Origin of the sequence: Pseudomonas sp. 9.1(2019), from assembly GCF_009910445.1 — a bacterium.
GTDB classification, from domain to species: domain Bacteria; phylum Pseudomonadota; class Gammaproteobacteria; order Pseudomonadales; family Pseudomonadaceae; genus Aquipseudomonas; species Aquipseudomonas paraversuta.
Genome location: NZ_VBWF01000002.1, coordinates 272,260 through 298,742 on the forward strand (window position 1 = coordinate 272,260; position 26,483 = coordinate 298,742).

Consider the following 26,483-nt stretch of genomic DNA (forward strand, 5'->3'; position numbering starts at 1 on the left):
ACAGCTGCAAGAACACGTTTACCGGAACACCCCTGACTGCTTCGAGCTTGCGGCCTGAAGCTTGCCGCCTGCCGCTGCGTCGTCACTGCGGACTACCCAAAGTACTGGCCAGCAGAGATTTCAAGCTCGCCGCCTTGGGTTTGACGAGCCAGAAACGACGCAGGTAATCATCGAGGTTTTCCGAGAGGTTGCGGCCCCACTCGCTGTTGGTTTCCTGAACGTATTCGTCCAGCACGTGTTGCAGATGGTTGCGGTAGGCCTCCATCGCTTCGCCACTGATACGCTGGATTTCCACCAGTTCGTGGTTAACCCGGTCGACAAAGCTGTTGTCCTGATCCAGCACGTAGGCGAAACCGCCGGTCATGCCCGAGCCGAAGTTGTAACCGGTTTTGCCCAGTACGCAGACGAAACCACCAGTCATGTATTCGCAGCAGTGATCGCCCGTGCCTTCAACCACGGTGTGGGCACCGGAGTTACGCACGGCGAAACGCTCGCCCGCCGTGCCCGCCGCAAACAGCTTGCCGCCGGTGGCGCCGTACAGGCAGGTGTTGCCGATAATCGCGCTGTCCTGGGTTTTGTAGACGCTGCCCGCAGGCGGCACTATCACCAGCTTGCCGCCGGTCATGCCCTTGCCCACGTAGTCGTTGGCATCGCCTTCGAGGTACAGGTTCAGGCCGCCGGCGTTCCACACACCAAAGCTCTGGCCTGCAGTGCCTTTGAAGCGGAACGTGATCGGCGCCTTGGCCATGCCCTGGTTGCCGTGGGCACGGGCGATTTCACCCGAGATCCGGGCACCGATCGAGCGGTCACAGTTACAGATGTCCAGGGCGAACTCCGCGCCACTCAGGTCGTTGATGGCAGAAGTGGCCATGTCGACCATCTTCTCGGCCAGCAGGCCTTTGTCGAACGGCGGGTTGCGCTCTACCTGACAGAACTGCGGCTTGTCGGCCGGGATATGGTCGCTGCCCAGCAGTGGCGTCAGGTCGAGGTGGTGCTGCTTGGCGGTTTCGCCCTGCAGGATTTCCAGCAGGTCAGTACGCCCGATCAGCTCTTCGAGGGTGCGCACACCGAGTCTGGCCAGCCACTCGCGGGTTTCTTCAGCCACGTAGGTGAAGAAGTTGACCACCATGTCGACCGTGCCGATGTAGTGGTTTTTACGCAGCGATTCGTTCTGGGTCGCCACGCCGGTGGCGCAGTTGTTGAGGTGGCAAATACGCAGGTATTTGCAGCCCAGGGCGATCATTGGCGCGGTGCCGAAGCCGAAGCTTTCAGCGCCGAGGATCGCGGCCTTGATCACGTCGAGGCCGGTTTTCAGGCCGCCGTCGGTTTGTACCCGCACCTTGCCGCGCAGGTCGTTGCCGCGCAGGGTCTGGTGGGTTTCAGCCAGGCCCAGCTCCCACGGCGCGCCCGCGTATTTGATCGAAGTCAGGGGCGATGCACCGGTGCCGCCGTCATAACCGGAGATCGTAATCAGGTCGGCATAGGCCTTGGCCACGCCTGCGGCGATGGTGCCTACGCCCGCTTCCGCCACCAGCTTGACCGAAACCAGCGCCTTGGGATTGACCTGTTTGAGGTCAAAAATCAGCTGCGACAAGTCTTCGATGGAGTAGATGTCGTGGTGCGGCGGTGGCGAGATCAGGGTCACGCCGGGTACTGCGTAACGCAGTTTGGCGATCAGACCGTTGACCTTGCCGCCCGGCAGTTGCCCGCCCTCGCCCGGCTTGGCGCCCTGGGCCACCTTGATCTGCAGCACTTCGGCGTTGACCAGGTATTCCGGGGTCACACCGAAACGGCCGGTGGCCACCTGTTTGATTTTCGAGCTTTTGATGGTGCCGTAACGCGCCGGGTCTTCGCCGCCTTCACCGGAGTTGGAGCGTGCGCCCAAACGGTTCATGGCTTCGGCCAGGGCTTCGTGGGCCTCCGGCGACAGTGCGCCAAGGGAGATGCCCGCCGAGTCGAAACGCTTGAGGATCGACTCCAGGGGTTCGATCTGGTCAATGGACAGCGGCGTGTCGAGGGTTTTGACCTTGAACAGATCGCGGATCATCGACACCGGGCGCTTGTCGACCAGTGCCGTGTATTCCTTGAACTTGCTGTAGTCGCCCTGCTGTACAGCCGCCTGCAGGGTGGCAACCACGTCCGGGTTGTAGGCGTGGTATTCGCCACCGTGCACGTACTTGAGCAAACCGCCTTGCTGAATCGGCTTGCGCGCGCTCCAGGCTTCGGCAGCCAGCAATTTTTGCTCGGCTTCAAGGTCAACGAAACGTGCGCCCTTGATCCGGCTTGGTACGCCGCGGAAGCTCAGGTCGCAGATTTCTTCAGACAAGCCAATGGCCTCGAACAACTGCGCTCCGCGGTACGAGGCAATGGTCGAGATGCCCATCTTCGAGAGGATCTTGAGCAGGCCCTTGGTGATGCCCTTACGGTAGTTTTTGAAGACTTCGTAAAGGTCGCCCAGCACTTCGCCGGTGCGGATCAGATCACCCAGCACTTCGTAGGCCAGGAACGGGTAGACCGCCGAAGCGCCGAAGCCGATCAGCACCGCGAAGTGATGCGGGTCGCGGGCAGTAGCGGTTTCTACCAGGATGTTGCTGTCGCAGCGCAGACCTTTTTCGGTCAGGCGGTGGTGCACCGCGCCCACAGCCAGCGAGGCGTGAACCGGCAGCTTGCCCGGCGCGATATGGCGGTCGGTCAGGACAATTTGCGTACGGCCGGCACGGGCGGCTTCTTCAGCCTGATCGGCAATGTTGCGCACCGCCGCTTCCAGGCCAACCGACTGGTCGTAGTTGAGGTCGATGATCTGACGCTCAAAGCCCGGCAGGTCGAGGTTCATCAGCGAGCGCCATTTGGCAGGCGAGATAACCGGTGAACTGAGGATCACGCGCGAAGCGTGCTCTGGCGATTCTTGGAAGATGTTGCGCTCGGCACCGAGGCAGATTTCCAGCGACATGACGATGGCTTCACGCAGCGGATCGATCGGCGGGTTGGTGACCTGCGCGAACTGCTGACGGAAGTAGTCGTATGGCGTGCGCACTCGTTGGGACAGCACCGCCATTGGCGTGTCGTCCCCCATCGAGCCCACGGCTTCGTAGCCCTGTTCGCCCAATGGACGCAGCACCTGATCGCGCTCTTCGAACGTGACCTGGTACATCTTCATGTATTGCTTGAGCTGGTCAACGTCGTAAAACGCCGAACCATGGTCATTGTCGTCGATGGTGGCCTGAATGCGCAGGGCATTCTTGCGCAGCCACTGCTTGTACGGGTGGCGCGACTTCAAGCGGTTGTCGATGGAGTCGGTGTCCAGCACCTGGCCAGTTTCGGTGTCAACGGCGAGGATCTGCCCAGGGCCCACACGGCCTTTGGCAATCACGTCCTGTGGCTGGTAGTTCCACACGCCGATTTCCGAGGCGATGGTGATATAGCCGTTGGTGGTGGTAACCCAGCGCGCCGGGCGCAGGCCGTTGCGGTCGAGCAGGCAGACAGCGTAACGACCATCGGTCATTACCACGCCCGCCGGGCCGTCCCACGGCTCCATGTGCATCGAGTTGTACTCATAGAACGCCCGCAGGTCGGGGTCCATGGTTTCAACGTTCTGCCACGCCGGTGGAATCAGCATGCGCACGCCACGGAACAGGTCGATGCCACCGGTGACCATCAGCTCCAGCATGTTGTCCATGCTGGAGGAGTCAGAACCCACGCGGTTGACCAGCGGGCCGAGCTCGTCGAGGTCGCCGATCAGGTCGTTGGCGAACTTGGTGCGACGGGCCAGGGCCCAGTTGCGGTTGCCGGTGATGGTGTTGATCTCGCCGTTGTGGGCGAGAAAGCGGAATGGCTGGGCCAGTGGCCATTTCGGCAAGGTGTTGGTCGAAAAGCGCTGGTGGAACACGCAGATCGCGGTTTGCAGGCGCTCATCGCTCAGGTCCGGATAGAAGGCGGTGAGATCCGCCGGCATCATCAGGCCTTTATAAATGATGGTCTTGTGGGAAAAGCTGCAGATGTAATGGTCGGTATCAGCGGCGTTGGCCACCGACGATCGACGACGGGCGCTGAACAGCTTGATCGCCATGTCCTGATCGCTCAGGCCGGCACCGGCAATGAACACTTGCTCGATCTGCGGCAGACGATCCAGGGCCAGACGGCCCAGCACGCTGGTATCGATCGGCACTTTGCGCCAGCCCACCAGTTGCAGGCCCGCCGCGAGGATTTCGCGGTTCATGTTGTTACGGGCCGCTTCAGCCTTGATCGGGTCCTGGTTGAAAAACACCATGCCGACCGCGTACTGCTTGGGCAAATCACTGCCGAACTGTTCTTTGGCCACGGCACGCAAGAACAGATCAGGTTTTTGAATCAGCAGGCCACAACCGTCACCGGTCTTGCCGTCTGCGTTGATCCCACCGCGGTGGGTCATGCAGGTCAGGGCCTCAATGGCGGTTTGCAGAAGGGTATGACTGGGCTCGCCCTGCATATGGGCAATCAGGCCGAAACCACAGTTATCCTTGAATTCATCGGGGTGGTACAGACCTGCTTTCATAGACACTTTCTCACCAGGCTGCCCCATAAAGGGGCAAATTTCTTTTAATTCAACCACTTGGTCCCCGCGCTGAACGTACGCCAGCTTGGCAGGGCAAAAGGGTGGTCATTCTACACACCGACGTAAGAGCTCACAAATTAAGCGGCGAATTGCCGTAAATTCATGTCGCATTTATGAAGGTTTAAAGCGATTGCCTGTGCTAGTCAAAACATTTTTGATGTTGACCGCCACACGGCGCAGACACCACAAGGCATACGGCCTATTTAGCCGCATGCTCAAGCTGGAATTTTGATGTACGAGAACGGCGGCCTGGGTAAGGCCGCCGGAGCATCAGCGAGCTGCTGCCAGTTCTTGTTGGACGCTGGCGACAGTGCGAGGCCAAGGTTTACCAGCCTGAATCTTCGCTGGCAAGTTCTTGATTGCCGCAGTTGCTGCGGCATGGTTCGGGAAATTGCCGTAGGTGACGACAAACAGGGGCTTGCCGTTGAGCGATTTCTTGAAGTAGCGGGCTTGGCCACCTACTTCCTTGACGACGTTTTGTGCAGAGGCTTCGGAGCTGGTGCCGACAATCTGCACCACGTAGTTAGTTGCTGGCTGGCTGGAATACCAGCTACCGCCCGGTGCCGCCTTGGCCAGTGTGACCGGCTTCTCGGCCGGTTTCACCACAGGCTTTGGAGCCGGGGCCGGAGCAGGCTTGGCAACCGGAGCAGGTGCAGGTTTGGCTGCTGCTACGGCCGGTGCCGGCGCAGGACGTGGTGCTGCCACTGGTGCCGGGCCCGATGCCACGCCTGGAGGCGGCGCAGTGGTGGTTACGGTTGGCGGCTGGGCCACACCACCGTCGACTGCAGGTACGCCGCCGTCATCGCCTTCAGCAATGCCGCCAGCGGCTTCAGCCAGAGGCCCGCGCATGACCGGCTGCGATTGACCCACCAGCGGCAATGGCATTGGCTGCGAAGAACCGGCGAAATCTATCGACGGATTGGCGCCGCCATTCGGCGTGGCCTGGCCCAATTGTGTCTGCTCAGCAGCGGGTGCGGTTGGTGCTTTGCTGCGACCCGGAATCAGAATGGCAGCGGCTACTGCCACCACCACTACGGCACCAATGGCCAATACGTGTTTCTTAGGCATGTTGAACCCCATACTTGGACGTTTGACCGCAGAACGGCTAGCAATCATGGCTTCGATCATTGCATCGCGGGCGACCTGATTGATGATGCCAGGCCAGCCTTCGGAGCTCTCGTGTATATCTGAGATCTGTTGTGCGCTAAAGAGTTCGATTCCACGCCCGGCACCTTCAAGGCGTTGCGCCAGGTACTCGCGGGTTTCTTCCTCGGTATAGGGCTGCAGCTCGATCACATGGAAGCGCTCTTCATCAGCGCTCAACTGCTCAAGCCCGTCAATCATTGACGGCTCGCCAAACAGGAAGACATGCGGCCGGCCTTCCGGCGCACCCGCCGCCAGGGCCAGCAGGGCCTCAAGAGCAGACTCGTCGAGCTGCTCGGCGTCGTCGACCAGCAGGTAGACTTCCTGCCCGGTCAGCGCCAGCTGTACCACTTGCGCCAGAATCGCGCCCACATCGGCCCGGGCAGCGTTCAGGGTCTGCGCCACCTGGCGCAAGATGCCAGCAGCGTCACCGGCACCCCGTGCCGACACCACCACGCTCTGTACTGACTGCTTGTTGGTGCTGGCGACCAGTGCCTGACGCAGCAAGGTCTTGCCGCTGCCCTCAGGCCCGGTCACCACCAACAGCAACTGGCTGTAGCGGGCAAGGTGGTGCAATTGCCCCAGCACCGGCTTGCGCTGGGCAGGGAAAAACTTGAACCCCGGCACCCGTGGTGCAAAGGGGTCATGGTTCAGCTGGAAGTGACCGAGGAACGCCTCGTCGGCATGCAAACTAGTCATCAGGATCTTATTAACCTTTAAGCTGAGCCAGTGCGCGGTAATCCGCACCCAGCGTGGCTTGTAGAACCTCTTGTGGATAATCGTCAGTCACTGTGGCTTCGCCAAGACGGCGCAACAGCACCAGTCGCATACGACCGTCGATCACTTTTTTATCAACTGCCATGTGTTGCATGAAGTCGGCTTCGCTCATGTCGGCAGGCGGCACAACCGGCAAACCTGCACGCTGGAACAAACGGATACCGCGATCACGCTCGGCCTGGTCGATCCAGCCTAAACGGAAAGACATTTCCAGCGCCATCACCGTACCTGTCGCAACCGCCTCGCCATGCAGCCACACGCCATAGCCCATATGGGTTTCGATGGCGTGGCCAAAGGTGTGTCCAAGGTTGAGGGTGGCACGCACACCCGACTCGCGTTCATCGGCGCCGACCACTTCGGCCTTGGCCGAGCACGAACGCTGAATGGCGGCAGTCAGGGCAACCTGATCGAGGCCACGCAGAGCGTCCATGTTGTCTTCCAGCCAGGTCAGGAAAGGCTCGTCGCAAATCAGCCCGTACTTGATGACTTCCGCCAGCCCTGCGGACAATTCGCGGGGCGCAAGGGTATTGAGGGTTTGCGTATCGATCAGCACCAGATTGGGCTGATAGAAGGCACCGACCATGTTCTTGCCCAGCGGATGGTTGATCCCGGTTTTGCCGCCCACGGACGAATCAACCTGCGAGAGCAAGGTGGTTGGCACCTGGATAAAGTCGACACCGCGCTGATAGCAAGCGGCGGCAAACCCGGCCATGTCACCAATCACGCCACCACCAAGGGCAATCACCGTGGTGCGCCGGTCATGGCGGGCTGTGAGCAGGCCATCGAAAATCAGCTGCAGGGTTTCCCAGTTTTTGAACGATTCGCCATCGGGCAGGATGATCGGCAGCACCGAATACCCCGCCAGGCTGCGGGTCAGGCGCTCAAGATAGAGGGGAGCCACGGTGGTGTTGGTCACAATCGCCACCTGGCGACCGGCGATGTGCGGAGCCAGCAGCAGGGGCTGATCCAACAAACCTTCGCCAATGTGAATCGGGTAGCTACGCTCGCCTAGATCAACCTTCAGTGTTTGCATGAATCCCCGCATTGAAAAAGGACAGCCGGCGCCCTGTCTCACAATTATCAAGTGTGGGTCGCGCCGGGAAGTGACACAACCCTATAGCCTTTGGCCATACCGCTGAAGCAAAACAAGCTCTGTCGGAGCGGGCCTGGCGGCGGCTGCATGAACCTGGTCAAACCTTGTGACCGCGGCACCTGCATCGCTGGCAAGCCAGTTCCCTCAATACCTTTGACTGCCTGGCAGCACGCCATGGCCGGCGCCGAGGATAGCGCATTTCGCAACGCACTTTAATGGCCCGGACATGGATACACCGTCAAGGGTGCGATGGTTTTTTGTAACCGCTGTCGAAGCAGCGACTACCGTGGGGCAAGTTGAGCCAGACGTTCGAGAATATTCAGAACCACCATCCGCGGCGGTCGCTCATCGGTTTCGACCACCAGATCGGCGATTTCCCGATAGAGCGGGTCGCGAACAGCCAGCAGGTCCCGCAGAATTTTCTCCGGATTGGCATTGCGCAGCAGAGGTCGGTTGCGGTCACGCGCGGTACGTGCAACCTGCTGCTCGATGGAGGCATGCAAGTACACCACCCGCCCGCCATTACGCAGCGCAAGCCGGTTTTCCGGGCGCATGACCGCGCCACCACCGGTTGCCAGTACCACGCCATCGGCTTCGCAAAGCTCGGCAATCATCGCCGCTTCACGATCACGAAAGCCCGGTTCGCCTTCTTTATCGAAGATCCACGGGATATTGGCACCGGTGCGCAATTCAATTTCCTTGTCGGAATCTTTGAACGGCAGGTGCAGCTCTTTGGCCAGCAAACGTCCGATGGTGCTTTTTCCAGCCCCCATTGGCCCAACAAGAATCAAATTTCGCACAGAATCAATGACTCACAGCAATCGCCTGGTTGTTCATGATACGCGGAGTCAGGAACACCAGCAGTTCGGATTTTTTTTCCTGGACAACGTCTCTCCGGAAAAGTCGGCCAACATACGGCAGATCGCCAAAAAATGGCACTTTATCTATTACTTTGCTTTGAGTATTTGAGAACACGCCCCCAATCACAATGGTTTCTCCGTCTTTAACCAGCACCTTGGCCTTGACCTCGTTCTTTTTGATCGGCGGCACCTCGTTGACCATATTGATGTAGTCAGGCTCGTCCTTGGTCACCACAACTTCCATCAGGACGCTGTTGTCCGGAGTGATTTGCGGCGTCACCTGGAGAGACAAGGAGGCCTCCTTGAATGACACCGAGGTTGCCCCGCTGCCGCTGGTCTGCTGATAGGGAATTTCGGAGCCCTTGAGGATTTTGGCGGTTTCCTTGTCTGAGGTAACGACCTTGGGTTGAGAGATGATTTCACCGTTTCCGGTCTTTTCCATGGCACTGAGTTCCAGATCAAGCAACAGGTTGTTGCTGATGAAGGCGACACCCAACCCCGAGGTATTGCCCCTGACACCGAGATCGACGAAGGGTGAATTCAAGTCTGCAGCCCCGCCTGCTGCATCAATACCTCCTGCGCTCAACCTGCCACCCTGATTGACCGCCCCGCCCCAGCGCACCCCAAGATTCCTTTCAAAGTCCACCCCGGCCTCAACAATACGGGCCTCGATCATGACCTGGCGCACCGGCACATCCAGCTGAGCCACGATGCGCCGCAACTCTTGCAGTTGCTCGCCGGTCTGCAAGGCAATGATGTGATTGGTGCGTTCATCAACCGTGAGCGAGCCTCGCCCCTGGGCGCCGGGCTGAGCAGCGGTCACTGACTGAAACAGGCTGGCAATGTCTGCCGCCCGGGCATGCTTGATCTGCACCAGCTCCCGACGCAACGGTGCATGTTCGGCCAGTTGATTGCGCAGATCCTGCTCATACTGCTGGCGGGCAGCCATTTCTTCGGCAGGCGCTACCAACAGCACATTGCCTTCAAGGCGTTTGTCGAGATCCTTGCTTTTAAGCACCAGGTCCAGTGCCTGGTCCCAGGGCACGTCCTGCAAATTGAGGGTCACACTGCCTTGCACGGCATCACTGACCACCAGATTGAACCCGGTAAAATCTGCCAGCAACTGCAGCACCGTGCGCACTTCGACGCCCTGGAAGTTAAGGGATATGGTTTCGCCCACATAGACCGCCCCGGGCGCTTTTGAGCCTGGGGACTCAAGAGGGCCGGCTGGCACGACCGCCAGTAACTGCTGCGAATTCAGCGCGCTGCATAGCGCCAGTACACACACCGGGAAAGTCCTTTTCATGGCGTAGTTCCGTCAAGACTGCTGTTTTAAAGGGATCGTCAGGGACCGCTCCAGCCAACCGCCCCGACCATCGGAAATAACCTCAAACACCTCAACCCGGGCGTTATTGATCGAGGCAATCTGACCGTTGTTGCGACCCAGGTAATCGCCGATTTTCAACCGATGGACAACACCCTTGGCTCGCAACAAGGCATTGATTCGCAGAGCACTGGAAAGCGTGCCGACCATTTCGAATTGTTCAAGGTCAATGCCTTCCAGAAACTGCCGGGGCCGGTTGCCGTCAAGTTCATCATCGCGCAGAAGACTTGTTTGCCAACTACCGGCGCCAGCTTCTCCTGCAGCCTGAAAAGGGCTGCGCAGAGCCTGGGCCGTGTAGACAAACGGCGGCCGGTCACCAGCCTGCGCAACCGTTACAACCGCATCCCCCCCATGCGTCCGGACTTCCTGAAGCCAGGCCTGCAACTGCACAGGGCTTTGCCCGTTGTCGCATCCCGCCAGGGCCACCGCCCACCCCATGACCCATAACCGGGCCAGAACACTCACGGGGCAGATTCCTGATCGTGGGTGCGGTAAGTACTGGCCAGCAGGGTCATGCGCAATTGGCCGTTTCCCGCATCATTGAGCGGGGCAAGGGTAAAATCCTGCACCGTCACAATGCGCGGCAAGCCAGCAAGGCCGCTGACGAAAAGACCAAAGTCGTGATAAGCCCCGACCAGCGACAACTGCAATGGCAGCTCGCTATAAAAAGGTTGAAGAACTTCGGGCAACCACTGGATGCGTTCGATCATCAGGCCGCTGGTCAGGCCCAGTAGTGAGATCTGGTCAAGCAGCGCGGGGACTTCTGCCTTGCGGGGCAGTTGCGCCATCAAGTGCCTGAAAGAGCTTTCCAGCACCTGCACTTGCTGCAGGTGAGCATCAAGCCCCGAAACATGCGCGGCCATGGACTCAAAACCGGCCTTGAGCACAGTCTCTGTCGCACGTTCCTGCTCGAGCCTGGTGAGCGCAGAATGAATCTGCAGCAGATACCCCGCCAGCAACACAAACCCCACCAACGCCAGCGCCACCAGCGATTTTCGCCGCAGTGACCAGTCACCCGACTGAGCCGGGTTCAACTCGTGCAGCTCAAGGACGCGCAGGCTCTGCAGCCAGTGCGCAGCCATCAGAGCACCCCACCGGCGGGCGCATGCCGGCTGCGTACGGTCATCTGAAATAACCGCTCATTGCCTCCGGTGTGCACCGGCCCCGCTTTAACATCGATCAGTACGGGGGTTTCCAGCCAGTGCGACGCATCCAGGTTGCGCATCAACTCGGCGACCAGTTTATTGGACAGGGCAACCCCCGTGATGACGATGGTGCGCTCGGTCATTTTTACGTCGGTGAAATACACCCCCACCGGCAAGCTACGGGCCAGTTGCTCGAGGATAATCCCGCTGTCCGAGCGGTTGCCCTGAAGCGTCTCGATCGTTTGCATGCGCTCAAGCAATTGCTCGCGGCGCACCTTCAACTGATCGATTTGCCGGGCTCGCCCATCCAGCTGCACCGTGGCGCTGCGGATCAAGTCATTGCGCGCCAGCTGCCGCTCCACGGCGCGGTCGATGAAGCGATCGATCACCAGCAGGCCACCTGCTGCTGCCACAGCCAGGGCGAGCAGTACAATCAAAAAAACCCGGCTGCGCTTTTCACGCAGCAATGCGCGCCAGGGCAGCAAGTTGATTCTCGCCATTAATCAAACCCCCTCAAGGCCAGACCACAGGCAGTCAACAACAGCGGAGCATCGCAGAACAAGGCTTCAGGCGCGAGTGCAGGATTGAGATCCATGAGCGCAAACGGGTTGGCCACCCGCGTCGGTATACCCGTTTGCGCCTCAACCCGCTGATCCAGCCCCGGGCGCGACGCCCCAGCACCCGCCAACAGGATCGAGACCACCCCAGGGCCACTGCCGGACTCGGCAAACTGCGCAAACCCGCGCTGCAGATGCTCAGCCCCAGCGGTGCTCAAGGCTTCATTGCAAAAATCAGCGGAGCCAAACGGCAGCTCTGCGCAGTGGATCACAAGGCCTTGCCGGACGATGCTTAACCCCGTCGTTGCCGCGGCGAAGTCCAGCACGGCCACTGTGCCCGTCACGTCCAAGGGCTGAGGCGGACCAGGGGCCCAGACCGCTCCACGGGCCAGGGCATGGGCCTGAACATCAACCACTCGCGCCTTCAGTCCGGCACCGCTCAACAGTGCCTGGTACCAGGCCAGGGTCTCTTGCCGGCAGGCTACCAGCAATACGCTGACCTGACCCGGGCTGCTGGATACATGCTCTTGAACCTCGAAGTCCAGTGCCGCATCTTCAAGGGCATAGGGCAGATATTGCTCGGCCTCCAACCAGACATGAAGCTCCAGATCTTCCCGGCTCAGCCCCGCTTGCACCTCAAAGGTTTTACCTATGACCAGCGCGTCAGGCACCGCCACGACAGCATCACGGGCCTCTACCCCCGCCCTGCCCAATGCCCCGAGCAGCGCTTGTGCGACACTTTTCGGATCCGCGCCGGTCTGATCATCTGCACCCGGGATCGCCAGCGGTTGAACGGCATATGCCTGCAACCTGAACCTGCCGTGCGCACGGCTCAGTTCGACGATTTTTATCCCGTGCGAACAGATGTCGATTCCCACATATCGCTGGCCGGACTTGTTGAATAATCCGCTCACTGATGTTTTCCCTAATGCAATCCGTGACTTACGGAGGGGTAAAAAATGAGATCCGCTCAAAACCCGTTCTGACATGTGGCCCATGACGCCCATGAGCGAAAAATGCTTATAATGCCGGGCGTTTTTTTCCGTATCGTCGACCCGGCGCACTTGCGCATTACCCTGACGTGCAAACCCATTTCTCAATCTGGAAATCCAAAAGCCTTGATTCGTCTGCTGAAGTTTTTCGGGTGGTCTTTCGTTGCTGTGTTCTGCGGGCTCCTGCTCGTGCTGAGCGGCGCGTTTCTCTATCTTAGTCCTGGCTTGCCGTCCGTAGAGTCGTTGAGAAGCATCCAGTTGCAGATTCCTTTGCGGGTCTTCACCAGCGACGGCAAATTAATCGCAGAGTTCGGCGAAATGCGCCGCTCCCCGATCAAGTTCGCCGACATTCCACCCAATTTCATCAATGCCTTGTTGTCTGCAGAAGATGACAACTTCGCCAATCATTACGGGGTTGATCCCAGCAGCCTGATGCGTGCCGCCACCCAGCTGGTAAAAAGCGGACACATTCAATCGGGTGGCAGCACCATCACGATGCAGGTGGCGAAGAACTATTTCCTCTCCAGCGAGCGCAGCTTTTCGCGCAAAACCAATGAAATCCTGTTGGCTCTGGAGATCGAGCGCGAACTGACCAAGGACGAAATCCTTGAGCTGTACGTGAACAAAATCTACCTGGGCAACCGCGCTTACGGCATCGAGGCCGCGGCGCAGGTGTACTACGGCAAGTCGATCCGCGACCTGAGCCTGGCGCAGATGGCCATGATTGCCGGTCTGCCCAAAGCCCCTTCGCGCTTTAACCCGCTGGCCAACCCGGTGCGCAGTAAAGAGCGGCGCGACTGGATTCTGGGCCGCATGTACAAGCTCGGGAAAATCGACCAGGCCAGCTACGAAGCCGCAATTGCCGAGCCGGTCAACGCCAGCTACCACGTGCCCACTCCGGAAGTCAGCGCACCGTATATCGCCGAGATGGCCCGCGCCGAAATGGTCGGGCGCTATGGCAGCGCTGCCTACACCGAGGGCTACCGCGTCACCACCACCGTGCCGAGCAATCTTCAGGAACTGGCCAACACCGCCGTACATGAAGGCCTGATCGCCTATGACCAGCGCCACGGCTATCGCGGTCCGGAGTCCCGCTTGCCGGGCAAAACCCCGGCGGCCTGGGCTCAAGAGCTGGCCAAGCAACGCCCGTTCAGCGGTCTGGAGCCGGCCATCGTGACCCAGGTCGACAAAAACGGCCTGCAAGTGCTGACCCGCACCGGAGAAGGCCACGTGGCCTGGGACAGCATGAAATGGGCGCGCAAGTTCCTCAATACCAACAGCATGGGCCCCATGCCCAAGCAGCCTTCCGATGTGGCGCAAGTCGGCGACCTGATTCGCGTACAGCCACAAGCCGATGGCAGCCTCAAGTTCAGCCAGGTGCCAAACGTACAAGGCGCTCTGGTTTCCCTTGATCCGGACAACGGCGCCATTCGTGCCCTGGTCGGTGGTTTTGCGTTCGAGCAGAGCAACTACAACCGCGCGATGCAGGCCAAGCGCCAACCGGGTTCAAGCTTCAAACCTTTCATCTATAGCGCCGCGCTGGATAACGGCTACACCGCCGCCACCCTGGTCAACGACGCGCCGATCGTGTTTGTCGACGAGTACCTGGACAAAGTCTGGCGCCCGAAGAACGACACCAATACCTTCCTCGGCCCGATCCGTGTGCGTGAGGCGCTGTACAAGTCGCGCAACCTGGTCTCGATCCGCTTGCTGCAAAGCCTGGGCATCGACCGCACCATCGACTACATCAGCAAGTTCGGCTTCAACAAACAGGACCTGCCGCGCAACCTGTCGCTGGCCCTGGGCACGGCAACCCTGACCCCGATGGAGATTGCCACCGGCTGGAGCACCTTCGCCAACGGCGGTTACAAGATCACGCCGTACCTGATCGACAAGATCGAAAGCCGCAACAGCGAAACCCTGTTCGTGGCCAACCCGCCAAGCGTGCCGAAAGACGCCAGCAAAGATGTGCCGAAAGAAGCCGCAGCGCTGACCATCGACACCATCAACGCCGCACCGGGCTTGCCGACGACTGAAACCCAGGCGGTCGCCGAGCGCATCGTTGACGGGCGTACCACTTACATCCTCACCAGCATGCTGCAGGACGTGATCAAGCTCGGCACCGGGCGCCGCGCCCTGGCGCTGGGCCGTACCGATCTGTCGGGCAAAACCGGTACTACCAACGAATCCAAGGATGCGTGGTTCTCCGGGTACAACGCCGATTACGTGACGACCGTGTGGACCGGTTTCGACCAGCCGGAAAGCCTCGGACGTCGCGAGTACGGTGGCACCGTCGCCCTGCCGATCTGGATCACCTATATGGGCGGCGCACTCAAAGGCAAGCCTGCTCACAGCCAGGCCGAACCCGAAGGCATCCTCAGCCTGCGCATAGACCCGGCAAGCGGCCGTATCGCTTCCCCCGGCACCCCTGGCGCCTACTTTGAGCTGTTCAAGAGCGAAGACACACCACCTACCAACAGCGAACTGGGCAATGGCGTAGCGCCAGGCAGTCCGCTGCCGGCAGATGATGGCGCGCCGATCGATCTCTTCTAACGAGATCGCCAGCCGCAAGCGCCCCGTAACAGGCGCTTGCGGCCAGCCCAGAGTGGCATTGATCCAGGCCAGCGTTCAAAAAGTCATAAACCTGCATGGCTGCTTGCCTGAAGCCAGGTCAAACGGGCAATTGCCCAACGTCGCCAGCTGATAGTGGTCCAGTGCGCAAGATTGCGGGCTGCCTGAGCGCATCGGACACAACGCCCCCAAGCACCCCGAAAACCAAAAAGCCCCGATGCTTCGCAGCATCGGGGCTTCAGGTTTGACGCTAAACGGAATTAGCCGTTAAACACGTCATCCACGCTTTTGAGCGGGTAGTTTTTCGGGTATGGCAGGGTAGCAACACCGGTCTCGATCGCAGCTTTGGCCACGGCATCGGAGATCAGGGTGATCAGGCGGGCATCCATTGGTTTCGGGATGATGTACTCACGACCGAACTCCAGCTTGATACCGCCGTAGGCGTCGCACACTTCCTGTGGCACTGGCAGTTTGGCCAGTTCACGCAAGGCGTTGGCCGCTGCGATTTTCATTTCTTCGTTGATACGCTTGGCACGGACGTCCAGAGCACCACGGAAGATGAAAGGGAAACCCAGTACGTTGTTGACCTGGTTCGGGTAGTCCGAACGACCTGTGGCCATGATCACGTCGTTACGAGTGGCGTGGGCCAGCTCCGGAGAAATTTCCGGATCCGGGTTGGAGCACGCGAACACGATCGGGTTAGGCGCCATGCGCAGCAGGTTTTCAGCGCTCAGCAGGTTCGGACCCGACAGGCCAACGAACACGTCTGCGCCTTCCATGGCGTCAGCCAGGGTGCGCTTCTCGGTAGCGTGGGCAAATACCGCCTTGTACTGGTTCAGGTCGTCACGGCCGGAGTGAATCACCCCGGTACGGTCGATCATGTAGATGTTCTCGATGGCCGCGCCCATGCTCACCAGCAATTTCATGCAGGAGATGGCTGCAGCGCCGGCGCCCAGGCAAACGATTTTGGCATCGGCCAGGGTTTTACCGGCGATTTCCAGGGCGTTGATCATGCCGGCCGCGGTCACGATGGCGGTACCGTGCTGGTCATCGTGGAATACCGGAATATCGCACTGCTCGATCAGGGCACGTTCGATCTCAAAGCACTCAGGTGCCTTGATGTCTTCGAGGTTGATGCCGCCGAAGGTGATGGAAATGCGTTTAACGGTGTCGATGAAGGCTTGCGGGCTTTCGGAGTCAACTTCGATGTCAAAAACATCGATACCGGCAAAGCGCTTGAACAACACGCCTTTGCCTTCCATAACAGGTTTGGAGGCCAATGGGCCGAGGTTACCCAGGCCCAGAATCGCGGTACCGTCAGAAATTACGGCTACCAGGTTGCCCTTGCCGGTGTACTTGTAGGCAAGTTCAGGGTCGCGGGCGATTTCGCGCACTGGTTCGGCTACACCCGGGCTGTAAGCCAGCGCTAGATCGCGGGCAGTAGCGGTAGGTTTGGTGAGCTCGACACTCAGTTTCCCTGGACGGGGCTGGGCATGGTATTCGAGAGCGGCGGTTTTCAAATCAGACATGTGGGCAATCCGCTTTTATGCTGTTGGACAGACGGATCGCCGAGCATACGCGTGTCGCAAAGTCCCGACAAGACTGACCAGTCAGCAGTGTCAAGGGCTTTACCTTAAGACTTTGGGCCAAGAGCCGCGCCCTGCAAGGGCTAGAGTGTTCACAATCACCATTAAAAATTGTCTACAACTTTTAATGCGCAATGACTTTAAACATCCCCGGATCAGTCAAAGGCAGCATCCAGCGCGCCTGCCCGCCTTGCAAACCGCCACGCCTGGCGCGGTCCAGAACCCAGCCACGGGCCTCAATCTGCGCGCCCTGCAGCCTGAGGAGGGCCTTGTGATCAAAGCCGCCCAGCTGATTGGGTGCAATATGCAATACCAGACCGCCCTGCAGATCGATCCAGAGTCCACCGCGATTGCGCTGCACCTTACTGACCGTTGCGCTGACCAGAACGAAACCCGAGCGGGTGATTTGCTGCGGCGTCAGCACCGGCGACTGCCGCCATAGCCCCAGCCCGGATGCCCGGGCGCTTTGCTCGGCCGCTTGCTGGCAATCGAGTAACCGGGTATTCGGGGCGATTGCCACCTGATAGGCCAGGCCATCGGCCAGCAACCGGGCTTCAAGATTACTGCCATCGGCGCCAAACACATGGGCAAGGGTGCGCCCGTAACGGTCCTGAGCCTGCTTGCCCGCGAGCAATCCGACCCGGCCATCGCTTTGCGCCACCAAGTCTTGCAGGCGCTTGCGCGCAGCGTCGGCAAAAGGCTCGGCGGACTGGCCTTGCTTCCCCGTCTCCGGGGCATTGAGGCCGATCATGCGCACGCTGCGGCCGTCCTTGAGGCGCAGGGTGTCGCCATCGACCACCCGCTGCACCTGTGCGTATGACAAGGCTGCCGGTGCAGGGCACAGAGGCTCGGCAGAAACGTCAGCCAGCCAAATCCCGGACACAAAAAAGGCGCCCGCAAGGGACGCCTTTTTCAATAACCCGGCCAGACCAGAAAGCCTGCCCAAGGTCATCAGCCTTACTCGGCTGCTTTGTCTGCTTCTGCTGCTGGAGCTGCTTTAGCGCCGAAAGCACCAAAACGAGTCTTGAAGCGATCAACACGACCGCCAATGTCCAGAGTTTTCTGCTTACCGGTGTAGAACGGGTGGCACTCGTTGCATACGTCAGTGCCCAGTGGCTTGCACAGGTTCGAACGGGTTTCGAACTTGTTGCCGCAGCTGCAAGTTACCAGGATTGTTTCGTACGCTGGATGGATATCGGCTTTCATGGGGTATTCCTCAGGCTAGCGTGCCGCCACTCAACACCATTGTTGAATACCGCACGTAAATTTAGGGCGCCGATAATACCAGACCTTTGCATTGACGCAAGTGACCAATCATGCTCTCCCCAAATTCTTTCACCATTCATTGACCTGCCTTTTAGTCCCGGACCGCGTTGTCTGCTAGGCTCCGGGCCATCTTTGCCGTTCATCACTTGAGAGCCCCGCGTGCCCGACGCCATTTTGCGCCTTGCCCTGCCTTCCCCCTTGCGCCGCCTGTTTGATTACCGGGCGCCTGCGGGCGTGCTGCGCAGTCAATTACAGCCCGGGATGCGCCTGCGGGTACCGTTCGGGCGGCGGGAAATGATCGGGATTCTGGTGGAAGTGGTCGACCACAGCGAAGTGCCGGCCGACAAGCTGAAACCGGCAATCGCACTGCTCGATGCCACACCGCCGCTGCCGGCCTCCCTGTTCAAGCTCTGTTTATGGACCTCGCAGTATTACCAGCACAGCCTGGGCGACACCCTGAGCTGGGCGCTGCCGGTGTTGTTGCGTCAGGGCGAGCTGGCCGAAACCCGCCAGGAGCGGTTCTGGCAGATCGCCCCCGGGGCCAGGCTTGACGACCCGCGTGTCGCCCGGGCCCCGCGCCAGCGCGAGGCGCTGGCCACCCTCGCCCAGCACCCCCACGGCGTGGCCCATCAACTGCTCAGTAAATTGATGTTGAGCAAAGACAGTCTCGACCTGCTGCTGGCCAAAGAACTGGTCACCGTGGAAATCCGCCGTCACGCGCCGAGTGAGCGCCACGAACACTGGCTGGCCCAGCCCGAACTGCCACTCAACAGCGAACAACGGGCCGCCTACGAGGCGATCCGGGCAGGATTCGACCACTTTCATGCCTTTTTGCTGGCTGGGGTGACGGGCAGCGGCAAGACCGAAGTGTATTTGCAACTGATCCGCGAGACGCTCCAGGCAGGTAAACAGGCGCTGGTGCTGATCCCCGAGATCAACCTGGGCCCGCAAACCCTGGCCCGTTTCGAGCAGCGCTTCAACGCGCGCATCGCTCTGGTGCACTCGGCGGTCAACGATCGGGAACGCCTCGAAAGCTGGCTGGCAGCCCGGGATGGCGAAGCCGACATTATTATTGGCACCCGCTCGGCATTGTTCACCCCGATGAAAAACCCCGGGCTGATCATCATCGACGAAGAGCACGACGGCTCTTATAAACAGCAGGAAGGTTTGCGCTATCACGCCCGGGATTTGGCACTGGTACGCGCCCGCCAGGAAAACATCCCGATTGTGCTGGGCTCTGCCACCCCGTCCCTCGAAAGCCTGCACAACGCCTATACCGGTCGCTACGGCCTGCTGCGCCTGAATGAACGCGCCGGCGGGGCCAAACAGCCACGCTTCCTGCGCCTGGATGTGAAAAGCCGTCCACTGGACAGCGGCATTTCCGGGCCGATGCAACAGGCCATCGGCCAGACCCTCGCCGCAGGCCAGCAAGTGCTGGTGTTTCTCAACCGCCGGGGCTTCGCGCCGACCCTGTTGTGCCATGACTGCGGCTGGATGTCGGAATGCCAGCGCTGTGATGCGCGCATGACCGTTCATCAGCGATCCGGCGAACTGCGCTGCCATCACTGCGGCTACGTCGAACCTGTACCGCGCAATTGCCCGCAATGCGGCAAAGTCGATTTACGGCCCGTGGGCGCCGGCACCGAGCGCGCCGAAGAGCGGCTGGGGATTCTGTTTCCGGACTACCCGGTGCTCAGGGTCGATCGCGACAGCACCTCGCGCAAAGACGCGATGAACCAGCTGTTTGCCACGATTCAAAAGGGCCAGCCGTGTATTTTGATCGGCACCCAGATGCTTGCCAAAGGGCATCACTTTCCCCGGGTGACGCTGGTCTCGATCCTCGACGCCGATGGCGGTTTGTTCTCCGGTGACTTCCGCGCCAGTGAGCGCATGGCCCAGCTTATCGTTCAGGTCGCGGGTCGGGCCGGGCGCGCCGAAGAGCCGGGCAAGGTGATCATCCAGACTCACCTGGCCGACCATCCGCTGCTGATCCAACTGACCGAGCAGGGTTACTTCGCCTTCGCCGAACAGGCCCTGAGCGAGCGCCGGGCCGCCGGGCTGCCGCCCTTCGCCCACCTGGCCCTGTTGCGTGCCGAGGCCCACAAGCCGGGACAGGCCGAAGGTTTCCTGGATGAGGCGTGCAGCGAGGCCGAACGTTTACTGGCCGAGCTGAACCTGGGCGGCATCGAACTGCTCGGCCCGGTGCCGGCGCCCATGGAGCGCCGCGCCGGGCGCTATCGTGCTCAGCTATTATTGCAAGCCAATGCCCGCGGCCCCTTGCATCGACTGCTCAGCCAATGGCTGCTGGTGCTGGAGCAAATGCCCAGCGGCCGTCAGGTGCGCTGGTCGCTGGATGTAGACCCGGTGGATTTGTATTGAGCCACCGGCAATTTGCATAAACCCTGAACTACCCGGCCGCCAAGGTTGGCAAGGCTGCTTTCGCAACGGATAATACCCAGTTTTTCCACCTGCGCACTGAGGCGCTACCGCGCTTGCGGTCGACAGAGAAGACCATGAAAGACACCATTCGCCAGCTGATTCAAAAAGCCCTAGCTCAACTCGTCACAGAAGGTGTGTTGCCTGAAGGCCTGACGCCAGCGATTCAGGTGGAAAACGCCCGTGACAAGACCCACGGCGACTTCGCCAGCAACATCGCCATGATGCTGGCCAAACCTGCCGGCATGAAGCCCCGGGATCTGGCTGAAAAAATCATCGCGGCCCTGCCTGCCGATGAGCAAATCAGCAAGACCGAGATCGCCGGCCCCGGCTTCCTGAACTTCTTTCAGAACACCCAGGCCCTGGCTTCGCGCCTGGACGCAGCCCTGGCTGACCCGAAAATCGGCGTGCACAAGGCCACCAGGCCAATGCGCACCGTCGTGGACATGTCCGCCCCCAACCTGGCCAAAGAGATGCATGTGGGCCACTTGCGCTCAACCATCATCGGCGACGGCGTTGCACGGGTCCTGGAATTCCTCGGCGACGAGGTGATTCGCCAGAACCACGTGGGCGACTGGGGCACCCAGTTCGGCATGTTGATGGCGTACCTGGAAGAAAACCCGATCACCAGCGACGAGCTGTCCGATCTCGAGAACTTCTACCGCGCCGCTAAAAAACGCTTCGACGAGTCTCCTGAATTTGCCGACCGCGCCCGCGGCCTGGTGGTCAAGCTGCAAGCCGGCGACCCGGATTGCCTGGCGCTGTGGACCAAGTTCAAAGATATCTCGCTGTCCCACTGCCAGAAAATTTACGAGCAGTTGAACGTCAAACTGACCATGGCTGACGTTATGGGCGAAAGCGCCTACAACGACGACCTGATCAACGTGGTCAACGACCTCAAGGCCAAGGGCATGCTGGTGGAGAGCAACGGCGCCCAGTGCGTGTTCCTCGACGAGTTCAAGAACGCTGAAGGCGAACCGCTGCCGGTGATCATCGTCAAAGCCGATGGCGGCTATCTGTATGCCACCACTGACTTGGCAGCCATTCGCTATCGCAGCGGCGTGTTGAAAGCCGATCGGGCCTTGTACTTCGTCGATCAGCGCCAGGCATTGCACTTCCAGCAAGTGTTTGCAGTTGCCCGCAAGGCCGGCTTTGTAACCCATCCGATGGAAATGGAGCACATGGGCTTCGGCACCATGAACGGGGCCGACGGTCGTCCGTTCAAGACCCGTGATGGCGGTACGGTGAAGCTGGTCGACCTGCTGACCGAAGCCAAGGAACGCGCCTACACCCTGGTCAAAGAGAAAAACCCGGAACTGGCGGAAGACGAGCTGCGCGCAATCGCCAAGGTCGTCGGCATTGGCGCGGTGAAATACGCGGATCTGTCCAAACACCGCACCAGCGACTACAGCTTCAACTTCGACCTGATGCTGAACTTTGAAGGCAATACCGCACCTTATCTGCTGTATGCCTACACCCGGGTCGCGGGCGTGTTCCGCAAACTGGGCAAGAACTTCGACGAAGTTGAAGGTCAAATCGTCCTGGAGGCACCGCAAGAACAAGACCTGGCCGCCAAATTGGCGCAGTTCGGTGAAGTGCTGAACAACGTTGCCGAAAAAGGCACCCCGCACACCCTGTGTACCTATCTGTACGAAGTGGCCGGGTTGTTCTCCAGCTTCTACGAAAACTGCCCGATCCTGACGGCCGAAGACGAAGCGCAAAAACACAGCCGTCTGCGCCTGGCAGCTCTGGCGGGTCGTACCCTCAAGCAAGGCCTGGAACTGCTGGGCCTGGAAACTCTGGAGCGCATGTAAGTTGGCCGCCAAGAAAAAACCTGCACCCAAGCGAGGCGCCAGCCGCTATCAGGCGCCTGCAAAGAAGCCGATCCCGGGCTGGCTATGGATGGCCATCGGCCTCACCGTGGGTGCGTTTATTGTGTTTCTGATGAAACTCGAGCCCGGCAAGGGCGACGATGTAAAACGGGTCAAGCAGGAGCAGCAGAAAGCGGCGCAAGTCGCCGAGGCCAACAAAACTGCGCCTAGCCCGACCCAGCCGGTCAAGCCCAAGTACGACTTCTACACCTTGCTGCCGGAGTCGGAAGTGATAGTGCCGCCGGAGGCCGTACCGGAGAAAACTCCGCCTACGCCGCAAACGGCGCCACTGGCACCGGTGACGCCTGCCGAAGCTGCAAAAATCGATACTGCCCGCGCCCAGGCGGCCTTGAGCGGCATTACCCCGCCTCCTGCGCCACCCGTCGCCAAAGCTGCACCTGTTACCAGATTTTTCCTGCAAGCCGGTTCGTTCCGCAAACAGGCCGATGCTGAACGGGTGCGCGCGCAAATCATTTTGCTGGGCCAGACCGCCACGGTTGAAGCCGGCACGGTGAAAGATGAAACCTGGTATCGGGTACTGGTCGGCCCGTTCAGCAACCGCGAACAGCTGACCGTCGCCCAGAAACAGCTGGCCGGTAGCGGCTTCAACAACCTGTTGTTGCAACAACGCCGCTGACCAAAGGCGGCTCCCACAGAAACTGCAAACAATCTGTGGGAGCCGGCTTGCCGGCGATGGCAGCACCCCATCATCCAATTCGCTGGCAAGCCGGCGCCCGCCCAATTCCCCCTCGTATCCGCGTTCCATTCATCTGCATTCCCTCTGCGCTGTTGAAAAACCGTCTACAACCCCCATATGTATTTCCATCAGGCATTTTCGCCCCGCTGCGTGGAGACTCTCCCTTGACCACCATCGTTTCAGTACGCCGTCACGGCAAAGTCGTTATGGCTGGCGACGGCCAGGTTTCTCTTGGCAATACCGTGATGAAAGGCAACGCGAAAAAAGTCCGCCGTCTCTATCACGGCCAGGTCATTGCCGGTTTTGCCGGTGCTACCGCTGATGCATTTACCCTGTTTGAACGCTTCGAAGGCCAGCTGGAAAAACACCAGGGCCATCTGGTTCGTGCAGCTGTCGAGTTGGCCAAAGAATGGCGTACCGACCGCTCGCTGAGCCGCCTTGAGGCGATGCTGGCTGTCGCCAACAAAGACGCGTCCCTGATCATCACCGGTAACGGTGACGTGGTTGAGCCGGAAGACGGCTTGATCGCCATGGGCTCCGGTGGTGCATTCGCCCAGGCTGCAGCCCGCGCCTTGCTGATGAAAACCGATCTGTCGGCCCGCGAAATCGCCGAAACCGCCCTCGGTATCGCCGGCGACATCTGCGTATTCACCAACCACAACATCACTATTGAGGAGCAGGACCTCGCTGAATAAGCCAACTGCCGGGCCGGCTCACCGGCCCGTTTGCTTGATTCTGCTAGAGGAACGCCAATTACTATGTCCATGACTCCCCGCGAAATTGTCCACGAACTCAATCGCCACATCATCGGCCAGGACGACGCCAAGCGCGCCGTTGCCATCGCCCTGCGTAACCGCTGGCGCCGGATGCAACTGCCTGAAGAACTGCGAGTTGAAGTCACCCCGAAAAACATTCTGATGATCGGTCCGACCGGCGTCGGTAAAACCGAAATCGCCCGCCGCCTGGCCAAACTGGCCAACGCGCCGTTCATCAAGGTTGAAGCAACCAAGTTCACCGAAGTGGGCTATGTCGGCCGCGACGTTGAATCGATCATTCGTGATCTGGCTGATGCAGCGATCAAGCTGCTGCGCGAGCAGGAAATCGTCAAGGTTCGCCATCGCGCCGAAGATGCAGCCGAAGAGCGCATCCTCGACGCCCTGTTGCCGCCTGCCCGTACGTTTGGCGAAGAAGCCGCCACGCCGCAGGACTCCAACACCCGTCAGCTGTTCCGCAAGCGCCTGCGTGAAGGCCAGCTGGACGACAAGGAAATCGAAATCGAAGTCGCAGACATTGCCGGCGTCGATATTTCCGCGCCGCCAGGCATGGAAGAAATGACCAACCAGCTGCAAAGCCTGTTTGCCAACATGGGCAAAGGCAAGCGCAAGAACCGCAAGCTGAAAGTCAAAGAAGCACTGAAAATGGTGCGTGACGAAGAAGCCGGTCGCCTGGTCAATGACGAAGAACTCAAGGCCAAAGCCCTTGAAGCCGTTGAGCAACACGGCATCGTGTTCATCGACGAAATCGACAAGGTTGCCAAGCGCGGCAATGTCGGCGGTGCCGATGTGTCCCGTGAGGGTGTACAGCGTGACCTGCTGCCGCTGATCGAAGGCTGCACCGTGAACACCAAGCTGGGCATGGTCAAAACAGACCACATCCTGTTTATCGCTTCGGGGGCATTCCACCTGAGCAAGCCAAGCGATCTGGTGCCGGAGCTACAAGGCCGCCTGCCAATCCGGGTCGAGCTCAAGGCACTGACGCCGCAAGACTTCGAGCGCATCCTCAGCGAGCCGCATGCGTCCCTGACCGAGCAATATCGCGAGTTGCTGAAAACCGAAGGCCTGAACATCGAGTTCATGCCCGAAGGCATCAAACGCCTGGCCGAAATTGCCTGGCAGGTGAACGAAAAAACCGAGAACATCGGTGCTCGCCGCCTGCACACACTGCTTGAGCGCTTGCTGGAAGAGGTGTCTTTCAGCGCCGGCGATATCGCCAGCGCACAAAAAGACGAGCCTATCCGGATTGATGCTGAATACGTGAACAGCCACCTGGGCGAACTGGCCGAGAACGAAGACCTCTCGCGCTATATCTTGTAAACCCTCACACAACCTGTAGCCGCTGGCGCAGGCAGCGATCGCCGACTCCGTTGCCGATCGCTGCCCGTGGCAGCGGCTACGGTGTGTGTGATGAGAAAAAGGTTTTGTCCCATGAGCTCTACTCCAGCGCCAATCCCCAGCGCCATCAACCTGCACAAAGCCTCAAAAACCCTCACCCTCAAATATCCCTCTGGCGAGCAATACCACCTGCCTGCGGAATTTCTGCGCGTGCACTCCCCGTCCGCCGAAGTTCAGGGCCATGGCAACCCCATTCTGCAATTCGGGAAAATCAACGTAGGTCTGAGCAAGGTAGAACCGGCGGGGCAATATGCGCTGAAAATAACCTTTGATGATGGCCACGACAGCGGCCTGTTCACCTGGGAATACCTCTATCAGCTCGGGGTTCGCCAGGAAGAGCTGTGGGCTGATTATCTGCAGCAACTGAAGGAAGCCGGCAAGTCCCGCGACCCGTCAGAATCCATCGTCAAGTTGATGCTGTAACGCCAGCCCCGGTGGGAGCCGGCTTGCCAGCGATGGCATTGGCATCGCTGGCAAGCAAGCCCAGAGTTGCTATGGACTAAAGCGCTGCGTCAGGTTTTGGCTCTGGAGTAACCACAGAAGACTTGGCGGCGGCCGGCTTTTTGGCTGCGGCCGGTTTTTTAACCGCCGGTTTGGCTGCTGCAGGTTTAGCTGCGGGCTTGCTCGCAGCAGTTGCTGGCTTGGTTGCCGGCTTGGCCGCTGGTTTTGCCTTTGGCTTGGCGGCTGACTTGGCGACTGCTTTAACAGCCGGTTTTGCCACTGGCTTGGCCGCTGCGGGTTTGGCAGCGGGTTTGGCTGCAGCTTTGGCAGCTGCCGGCTTGCTGGCAGACGAAGCCTTGGTGGCAGCAACTTTGGCTGCCGCCGCGGTGAGCTTCTCGATATGTTTGGTCAGGGTCTCGACCTTGGTGTGTAAGGTTTTGACCTCTTCACGGCTCGGAACACCCAAACGTGAAATCGCGCTGTTCAGGCGTTTATCAAACGCCTCTTCGAACTCGCTCCACTTGCCCATGGCCAGGTCTTTAACATCCTCGACCCGGGTACGGGCAGAAGAGGTGGTCGATTTGGCGCTGTCAGCCAGTTTACCGACTGCAGCCTTGGACAGTTTTTCGGCCTTCTCCCCATCTTTGACTAACGAATCAAATAGCTTGCTGCCGTCTGTATCGATCTTCGAGTACACACCCAAACCTGCCAGCCAGATTTTGCGCGAGTACTCTTCGACCTTGCCTACCCATGAATTGCTGTCTTTGGCAGTCGGTTTTTTAGCAGCCATCGTGTTCCCCTCAATGTTAAGTCGCGACGTCAGTGAGCAAGATCGTCGAATCATCAAGATGAACAGAGTGCTCACCTGCATCAGGTTTAGACGCTAAGTGGCCTTGCTGCCA

At 59.8% G+C, this 26,483-nt stretch carries 19 protein-coding genes and 1 pseudogene; 7 read left to right on the forward strand and 13 right to left on the reverse strand.

Annotation, left to right across the window (positions count from 1 at the left end; translation table 11 throughout):
- Nucleotides 1–82: 82 nt before the first annotated feature.
- From gltB to pilM, 9 genes and pseudogenes are all read right to left on the reverse strand, one after another.
- Entirely contained in the window at nucleotides 83–4,531 is a 4,449-nt protein-coding gene (gene gltB, locus FEZ21_RS01925; protein WP_010656285.1) for a glutamate synthase large subunit, read from the reverse strand.
- A 330-nt stretch (nucleotides 4,532–4,861) separates the two neighbouring features.
- Entirely contained in the window at nucleotides 4,862–6,433 is a 1,572-nt protein-coding gene (locus FEZ21_RS01930; protein WP_010656286.1) for an AAA family ATPase, read from the reverse strand.
- A 10-nt stretch (nucleotides 6,434–6,443) separates the two neighbouring features.
- Entirely contained in the window at nucleotides 6,444–7,544 is a 1,101-nt protein-coding gene (gene aroB / locus FEZ21_RS01935) for a 3-dehydroquinate synthase (protein WP_003438810.1), read from the reverse strand.
- Between the two features lie 341 nt (nucleotides 7,545–7,885).
- Nucleotides 7,886–8,404, reverse strand: coding sequence for a shikimate kinase AroK (gene aroK, locus FEZ21_RS01940; protein WP_003438807.1), 519 nt, complete (start codon nucleotides 8,402–8,404; stop codon nucleotides 7,886–7,888).
- A gap of 4 nt (nucleotides 8,405–8,408) precedes the next feature.
- Nucleotides 8,409–9,647, reverse strand: a pseudogene (locus FEZ21_RS01945) (type IV pilus secretin PilQ); the annotation flags it as partial.
- A 135-nt stretch (nucleotides 9,648–9,782) separates the two neighbouring features.
- Nucleotides 9,783–10,313, reverse strand: coding sequence for a pilus assembly protein PilP (locus tag FEZ21_RS01950; protein ID WP_160626339.1), 531 nt, complete (start codon nucleotides 10,311–10,313; stop codon nucleotides 9,783–9,785).
- Entirely contained in the window at nucleotides 10,310–10,930 is a 621-nt protein-coding gene (locus FEZ21_RS01955) for a type 4a pilus biogenesis protein PilO (RefSeq protein WP_160626341.1), read from the reverse strand. The genes FEZ21_RS01950 and FEZ21_RS01955 overlap by 4 nt, the downstream gene beginning before the upstream one ends.
- Nucleotides 10,930–11,493: a PilN domain-containing protein gene (locus FEZ21_RS01960; RefSeq protein ID WP_003438796.1), complete on the reverse strand. Its 564-nt coding sequence runs from the start codon at nucleotides 11,491–11,493 to the stop codon at nucleotides 10,930–10,932. The genes FEZ21_RS01955 and FEZ21_RS01960 overlap by 1 nt, the downstream gene beginning before the upstream one ends.
- On the reverse strand, nucleotides 11,493–12,464 hold the full coding sequence (gene pilM, locus FEZ21_RS01965) for a type IV pilus assembly protein PilM (RefSeq protein ID WP_160626343.1): 972 nt from the start codon (nucleotides 12,462–12,464) through the stop codon (nucleotides 11,493–11,495). The genes FEZ21_RS01960 and pilM overlap by 1 nt, the downstream gene beginning before the upstream one ends.
- A 207-nt stretch (nucleotides 12,465–12,671) precedes the next feature.
- Here pilM and FEZ21_RS01970 point away from each other — a divergent pair, with 207 nt between their 5' ends.
- Nucleotides 12,672–15,095: a penicillin-binding protein 1A gene (locus FEZ21_RS01970; protein ID WP_369826397.1), complete on the forward strand. Its 2,424-nt coding sequence runs from the start codon at nucleotides 12,672–12,674 to the stop codon at nucleotides 15,093–15,095.
- A gap of 278 nt (nucleotides 15,096–15,373) precedes the next feature.
- On the opposite strand, the gene FEZ21_RS01975 is transcribed toward FEZ21_RS01970, so the two are convergent.
- The 3 genes from FEZ21_RS01975 to rpmE all read right to left on the reverse strand — a co-directional run bounded on the left by FEZ21_RS01975 (nucleotide 15,374) and on the right by rpmE (nucleotide 17,905).
- Nucleotides 15,374–16,642, reverse strand: a complete 1,269-nt coding sequence (locus tag FEZ21_RS01975) for a malic enzyme-like NAD(P)-binding protein (RefSeq protein WP_003438767.1) — start codon at nucleotides 16,640–16,642, stop codon at nucleotides 15,374–15,376.
- A gap of 181 nt (nucleotides 16,643–16,823) precedes the next feature.
- Entirely contained in the window at nucleotides 16,824–17,651 is an 828-nt protein-coding gene (locus tag FEZ21_RS01980; protein ID WP_160626345.1) for a thermonuclease family protein, read from the reverse strand.
- A 5-nt stretch (nucleotides 17,652–17,656) separates the two neighbouring features.
- Nucleotides 17,657–17,905: a 50S ribosomal protein L31 gene (gene rpmE / locus FEZ21_RS01985; RefSeq protein ID WP_003438761.1), complete on the reverse strand. Its 249-nt coding sequence runs from the start codon at nucleotides 17,903–17,905 to the stop codon at nucleotides 17,657–17,659.
- Between the two features lie 219 nt (nucleotides 17,906–18,124).
- Here rpmE and FEZ21_RS01990 point away from each other — a divergent pair, with 219 nt between their 5' ends.
- The 6 genes from FEZ21_RS01990 to FEZ21_RS02015 all read left to right on the forward strand — a co-directional run bounded on the left by FEZ21_RS01990 (nucleotide 18,125) and on the right by FEZ21_RS02015 (nucleotide 25,563).
- Nucleotides 18,125–20,344 carry a primosomal protein N' gene (locus FEZ21_RS01990; protein ID WP_003438759.1) on the forward strand — a complete coding sequence of 740 codons (2,220 nt, stop codon included), beginning with the start codon at nucleotides 18,125–18,127 and terminating at the stop codon, nucleotides 20,342–20,344.
- A gap of 134 nt (nucleotides 20,345–20,478) precedes the next feature.
- A complete protein-coding gene (argS, locus tag FEZ21_RS01995; RefSeq protein WP_010656291.1) occupies nucleotides 20,479–22,215 on the forward strand; it encodes an arginine--tRNA ligase in 1,737 nt (578 codons plus the stop codon).
- A 1-nt stretch (nucleotide 22,216) separates the two neighbouring features.
- Complete coding sequence (locus FEZ21_RS02000) at nucleotides 22,217–22,909, forward strand: SPOR domain-containing protein (protein ID WP_010656292.1); 693 nt, start codon at nucleotides 22,217–22,219, stop codon at nucleotides 22,907–22,909.
- 224 nt (nucleotides 22,910–23,133) lie between these two features.
- Nucleotides 23,134–23,664, forward strand: coding sequence for an ATP-dependent protease subunit HslV (gene hslV / locus FEZ21_RS02005; RefSeq protein ID WP_003438754.1), 531 nt, complete (start codon nucleotides 23,134–23,136; stop codon nucleotides 23,662–23,664).
- 63 nt (nucleotides 23,665–23,727) lie between these two features.
- Nucleotides 23,728–25,062: an ATP-dependent protease ATPase subunit HslU gene (hslU, locus tag FEZ21_RS02010; RefSeq protein WP_003438752.1), complete on the forward strand. Its 1,335-nt coding sequence runs from the start codon at nucleotides 23,728–23,730 to the stop codon at nucleotides 25,060–25,062.
- A 111-nt stretch (nucleotides 25,063–25,173) separates the two neighbouring features.
- On the forward strand, nucleotides 25,174–25,563 hold the full coding sequence (locus FEZ21_RS02015; RefSeq protein ID WP_127195703.1) for a gamma-butyrobetaine hydroxylase-like domain-containing protein: 390 nt from the start codon (nucleotides 25,174–25,176) through the stop codon (nucleotides 25,561–25,563).
- 76 nt (nucleotides 25,564–25,639) lie between these two features.
- Here the strand turns inward: FEZ21_RS02015 and FEZ21_RS02020 are convergent, their stop codons facing one another.
- The gene (locus tag FEZ21_RS02020; protein ID WP_127195702.1) at nucleotides 25,640–26,371 is read right to left on the reverse strand and encodes a phasin family protein; all 732 of its coding nucleotides are present in this window, start codon (nucleotides 26,369–26,371) and stop codon (nucleotides 25,640–25,642) included.
- Nucleotides 26,372–26,483: the final 112 nt, after the last annotated feature.

What these genes read in the sequence shown, in the direction of transcription:
- FEZ21_RS02015 (WP_127195703.1), top strand. Translation starts at nt 25,174, where the DNA reads ATGAGCTCTACTCCAGCGCCAATCCCCAGCGCCATCAACCTGCACAAA.
- hslU (WP_003438752.1), top strand. Translation starts at nt 23,728, where the DNA reads ATGTCCATGACTCCCCGCGAAATTGTCCACGAACTCAATCGCCACATC.
- argS (WP_010656291.1), top strand. Translation starts at nt 20,479, where the DNA reads ATGAAAGACACCATTCGCCAGCTGATTCAAAAAGCCCTAGCTCAACTC.
- FEZ21_RS01960 (WP_003438796.1), bottom strand. Translation starts at nt 11,493, where the DNA reads ATGGCGAGAATCAACTTGCTGCCCTGGCGCGCATTGCTGCGTGAAAAG.
- gltB (WP_010656285.1), bottom strand. Translation starts at nt 4,531, where the DNA reads ATGAAAGCAGGTCTGTACCACCCCGATGAATTCAAGGATAACTGTGGT.
- FEZ21_RS01980 (WP_160626345.1), bottom strand. Translation starts at nt 17,651, where the DNA reads ATGACCTTGGGCAGGCTTTCTGGTCTGGCCGGGTTATTGAAAAAGGCG.
- FEZ21_RS01930 (WP_010656286.1), bottom strand. Translation starts at nt 6,433, where the DNA reads ATGACTAGTTTGCATGCCGACGAGGCGTTCCTCGGTCACTTCCAGCTG.
- FEZ21_RS01955 (WP_160626341.1), bottom strand. Translation starts at nt 10,930, where the DNA reads ATGGCTGCGCACTGGCTGCAGAGCCTGCGCGTCCTTGAGCTGCACGAG.
- FEZ21_RS02020 (WP_127195702.1), bottom strand. Translation starts at nt 26,371, where the DNA reads ATGGCTGCTAAAAAACCGACTGCCAAAGACAGCAATTCATGGGTAGGC.
- aroB (WP_003438810.1), bottom strand. Translation starts at nt 7,544, where the DNA reads ATGCAAACACTGAAGGTTGATCTAGGCGAGCGTAGCTACCCGATTCAC.
- rpmE (WP_003438761.1), bottom strand. Translation starts at nt 17,905, where the DNA reads ATGAAAGCCGATATCCATCCAGCGTACGAAACAATCCTGGTAACTTGC.
- FEZ21_RS01975 (WP_003438767.1), bottom strand. Translation starts at nt 16,642, where the DNA reads ATGTCTGATTTGAAAACCGCCGCTCTCGAATACCATGCCCAGCCCCGT.